Source organism: Streptomyces sp. KLMMK (genome assembly GCF_036961605.1).
GTDB classification, from domain to species: domain Bacteria; phylum Actinomycetota; class Actinomycetes; order Streptomycetales; family Streptomycetaceae; genus Streptomyces; species Streptomyces telluris.
In genome coordinates this window covers 1-4,454 of the sequence record NZ_JBAMDC010000476.1, presented here as the reverse complement: position 1 = coordinate 4,454, position 4,454 = coordinate 1, and the positions used below count along the sequence as shown (strand labels likewise).

The 4,454-nt window shown below is 73.5% G+C and carries 3 protein-coding genes and 2 pseudogenes; 3 read left to right on the top strand and 2 right to left on the bottom strand.

What is annotated here, in order from left to right; genetic code table 11:
- Positions 1 to 431: pseudogene (locus tag V7793_RS33970) on the bottom strand (hypothetical protein); the annotation flags it as partial.
- A gap of 262 nt (positions 432 to 693) precedes the next feature.
- Between V7793_RS33970 and V7793_RS33965 the strand changes: the two are divergent.
- The 3 genes from V7793_RS33965 (at position 694) to V7793_RS33955 (ending at position 3,703) form a co-directional block, all read left to right on the top strand.
- Positions 694 to 1,521 carry a glycerophosphodiester phosphodiesterase gene (locus V7793_RS33965; RefSeq protein ID WP_336013544.1) on the top strand — a complete coding sequence of 276 codons (828 nt, stop codon included), beginning with the start codon at positions 694 to 696 and terminating at the stop codon, positions 1,519 to 1,521.
- Between the two features lie 238 nt (positions 1,522 to 1,759).
- Positions 1,760 to 2,245, top strand: a complete 486-nt coding sequence (locus V7793_RS33960; RefSeq protein ID WP_336013545.1) for an ATP-binding protein — start codon at positions 1,760 to 1,762, stop codon at positions 2,243 to 2,245.
- A gap of 474 nt (positions 2,246 to 2,719) precedes the next feature.
- Positions 2,720 to 3,703, top strand: coding sequence for a DUF5926 family protein (locus tag V7793_RS33955; RefSeq protein WP_336013543.1), 984 nt, complete (start codon positions 2,720 to 2,722; stop codon positions 3,701 to 3,703).
- Between the two features lie 364 nt (positions 3,704 to 4,067).
- Here the strand turns inward: V7793_RS33955 and V7793_RS33950 are convergent.
- Positions 4,068 to 4,454: pseudogene (locus V7793_RS33950) on the bottom strand (hypothetical protein); the annotation flags it as partial.

Below are 4,454 nucleotides of genomic sequence, written 5' to 3'. Positions count from 1 at the left end.
GGCGCGCCGTACGGGTACGGCCCCGCCTGGGACTGCGCCTGCGGCTGCTGGTGGTGCTGAGCCTGCTGCTGGGCCTGCGCGTCGTACCAACCGCCCGCGCCCTGGCCCTGCACGCCCGGCTGCTGCCCGTACCCCGGCTGGGGCGGGGCCACGGGCGGCACCGGAGCCTGGGGCGGAGCGGCCGGGGCAGCCGGCGCAGCCGGAGCGGCGCCGGCAGCAGGGTCGGCAGGGGCAGCAGGAGCCGCAGGGGCACCGGCGGGAGCAGGCGTCTCCGTACGGGCCTGCGTCCCGGCCGCGTCCGCCCCCGTCACCGCTGCCCCGGCCGTCGCCGCACCGTCGTGCTTCTCCATCGAAATGCCCGACGAGCCGCCCGGAACATCCGGAACGCCCTCCGCAGGCGCGACGGCGGCGCCCTCGTTCTCGGTGCTCACAGCTCTCTCCTCATCAGGTGCCACATCAGTTCCTACATGGTGCCTACGCCATGCGCGGTGTGGTGTCCACGTCATCCGCGGGATCCACGCCGCCGGCGTTCTTCCCGCCGCCCACGACCAGCCCGGTACAAGCTTTTCCCACCGCACGTCAGACCACCGTAAGCGGACCCTGTGCCCCCACGGCGGCAACGCTGCGCTCCGGGCACTCCATAACAAAAGGGGCCGCATGCACGATGGTGCCGGGCGATGGCACGATAACGCGGTGACCTATGCGCACCCGGCCCGGGACCTCCGCCCCGAGCGGCACCCGCTCTCCGTCGTCGCTCACCGCGGAGCCTCCGAGGACGCTCCGGAACACACCCTGGCCGCGTACCGCAAGGCGATCGAGGACGGCGCCGACGCGCTCGAGTGCGACGTGCGGCTCACCGCCGACGGCCACCTCGTCTGCGTGCACGACCGCCGTGTCAACCGCACCTCCAACGGCCGCGGCGCCGTCTCCTCCCTGGAGCTCGCCGACCTCGCCACCCTCGACTTCGGCTCCTGGAAGGCCGACGTCTCCGACCGGGAGGCCCCGGACCTCGACGCGACGTCCGTGCTCACCCTGGAGCGGCTGCTGGAGCTCGTGGCCGACGCGGGGCGGCGCGTCGAGCTCGCCATCGAGACCAAGCACCCGACCCGCTGGGCGGGCCAGGTGGAGCAGAAGCTGCTCGAACTCCTGGGCCGCTTCGGACTCGCCGGGCCGCCCGCGGACGACGGCCCCTCGCCGGTGCGGGTCATGAGCTTCTCCGCCCGCTCCCTGCACCGCGTCCAGCTGGCTGCCCCGGCGCTGCCGACCGTCTACCTGATGCAGTTCCTCTCGCCCCGCCACCGCGACGGGCGGCTGCCCGCGGGCGTCCGCATCGCCGGCCCGGGCATCCGCATCATCCGCAAGGACCCCGGCTACGTGGCCCGGCTGCATGACGCGGGCAACGAGGTGCACGTCTGGACGGTGAACGAGCCGGAGGACGTCGAGCTCTGCGCACGCCTCGGCGTGGACGCGCTGATCACGAACCGGCCGAAGCGGGTGCTCACCCAGCTCGGCCGGTCGTAGTCGCAGCCCGGCCGGCCGCAGTCGCAGCTCCCCCGCGCCCGCCGCCCACGCCGCAGCCCCATTACAAGGAGTGCACCGGCGCGTTCGGTGCGTGTTCGAGCCGGTCGAGTGCCCCCGGCGGGTCTCGGATGGCCGGTTTCCGGTCCAGTCCATTGGGGCATCCATCCCCTGACGTGGGGCAAAGGAGGTCTCGGGGGTGGCGTTGGTGGTGGCACAGGAGGTGCCCACGTCGTCGATCATGGCCGTACCCCATGGTCCAACCGGTGTGGGCCAGGCAAGACACCGGATGCGCAAGGATCTGCGCATCATCGGGGTACCGGATTCGGTCATCGACGACGCCGTACTGATCCTTTCGGAGCTGCTCAGCAATGCGTACCGGCACGGACGCCCGCTGAGCCCGGAGGGCGACGGTCGCAGAGACGGAGACGAGGAGGACAAGGACGGGGGGATACGTGCCGCGTGGAGAGTGGACGCCCACGGCCGGCTCACGGTCGAGGTGACGGACGGCGGAGGCCCGACCCGCCCGGTTCCGGCCACACCTTCGGTGACCGCCCGCGGAGGCCGCGGGCTGAACATCATCAGCGCCCTCTCCCAGGACTGGGGCGTCCGTGACGCCTCGGGCGAGGTGACCGTCTGGGCCGCGCTCTCGGTGCACGACAGCTTCGCTACGCGCGTCGCCGCGGGACCCAGACCCGCATTCGCGGATATCGACGAACTGACATGACGGTGGCGTGACGCGCGTAGATCCTGCCGCGAGACGCCGACGTCAAAAGCGCCGGGGCGAGCCGGGAAACGCCGCGAGATCCCGCACGAACCAAGAGAACGACGAGCAGACACGCCCGTGCACGGCCGGTGGGCCCCGTACCCGGAGCGCCCGCCAGGGAAGGCTCCGCGGAGAGCGGCACCCCGCCACCGGCCGCCGACCCGCCGGCCGACCGCCTCCCCGCACGCTTCTCCCCATGCTCTCCGCACGCCTCCCGCGTGCCCTCCCGCCGTCCTCTCCTCCCGATCCCTCCCGATCCTCCCGACGCCCCGCGCGCGTGCCCGTTCCGGCCACCGTGGCGAGCGCTAGGCTCGCGCCCGTACGAGCCGTACGCGCCGCGTCGTACGGACCGTGTCGTACGCAGACCCGTACGCACGCCACCGTGCCCGCCGCGCCGTACGCACGCACCTGCACCGATCGGGAGACACGCACGCCATGGCCAAGAAGCGCCGCCCCCAGACCAAGGGGCCCCAGACGAAGGCCTCATCGCCGCAGGCCGCCGACGGTCCGATCCCCGTCGTCGGTGCCCGCGAGTCCTGCCCGTGCGGCTCGGGCCGGCGTTACAAGGCCTGCCACGGCCGCGCGGCCGTGCAGGCGGCCACCGAGCTCGTCCAGCGGCCCTTCGAGGGTCTGCCCGGCGAGGCGGACTGGGTCGCGCTGCGCGAGCTGGTCCCCGCGGCGACGGTCGAGCTCACCCTCAAGGACGGGCTGCCGGAGGGCGTGCCGTCGGTGACACTGGCCACCGTGCTGCCGATGGCCTGGCCCGCCCTGCGCCGCGACAACGGCGCCGTGCTGCTGGGCCTGCAGAACGACACCGCCTCCGGCGACCTCAGCCGCGACCTCGCCGACACCCTGCGGCGCGCGCTCGAGGCCGCCCCGGGCACCCCGGTGACCGCCGGCCGCACCGACGCCGACGGGCCGCGCCTGCAGGACCTGCTGGACCCGAAGGCTCCGTTCGAGCCGGAGGTCCACACGGGCTTCGAGTTCTGGGTCGAGAACGCAGAGAACGCGACCGGCGAGGTCGCCGCCTCCCTGGACCGGGCCAACGCCGCCGCCATCCCCACGGCCCGCCTCTCCGGCGTCGAGGCCGCGTACTGGTGCGAGACCCCCGAGAAGAATCACCTCCGCTGGGTCATGACCCACCCCGAGGAGCAGCTTCTGGACGCTCTGGCCCGGCTGCACGCCGCGGGCACCTCCTCGCTGGGCGAAGGCACCCGCCTGGTCGGGTCGTTCCGGGCGCACGGCCTCACCGTGCCCGTCTGGGACCTGCCGAGCGACATGCGCGCGGAAGACACCGAGAAGCCGGCCGCGGCCTTCGCGGAGCGGCTGGCCACGGCACTCGCCGACACCTCTCCCCTGACGCCCGACGAGCGGCGGGCGCGCAGCGGCCTCACCAGCCGTCAGATCACCCTGAACTGAGGCCGGTCCGCCTCCGGAGCGGCCGGCGTCATGGGTCCCGGGGGCGGACTGTTGGATTCCAAGCAGCGGAGTAGTTGATTCCGGCGGCTGAACGGCCGCCATTTACGTGACTCCTGTCACAACTCCCGCTGTCAGCCCGGAAATACGCGTCCGGAAATCCACGATCGAATTTGCGAACGGCCGATCTCTTGTTACGGTTCTAGAAGCCCGGTCGCTGGTGCATCCCCCGTCGCCAGCGACCGGGCGTTTCCATGCCCGGAAACGCCGAGGCCGAGGGCGGCACCGAAGCCGGTGCCGGTGCGGCCGCCGGGGCAGCTGCCGGGGCGCACGCCGCCCGCACGGCCCGCGCCGGGAGCCCGTCCGGCTAATCCCCCCGGTCCTCCGCCGAGTTGCTCCCCGAGCGCAGCAGCAGCCTCCCGTCCGCCGAAGCGATCTCCGCGACCGCCTCGTACGGATCCCCGCCGAGCCCGTCCTCGGCGGCCCTCCCGCTCCGCGCCGCCTCCCCGCTCCCTGCCCGGACCGTCCGCGCGCGCGGCGTCTCGCACCCGTCGGGGTCGTCGGAGGCCGTCGTGCGGCAGTGCACCTGGACGGTCCGGCCGTCGGGGCCCATGAGGGTCAGAACGGCCCGCAGAGGGGCGCCTGTCGCGTTGCGGTAGTACGTACGGGCCCAGGTCTCGTTCCCCTGTTCCAGGACGCATGTCTGGGCCTCCACGCCTTCGGGCGAGGTGAGTTCGGGGCCGCAGCGGGCGGA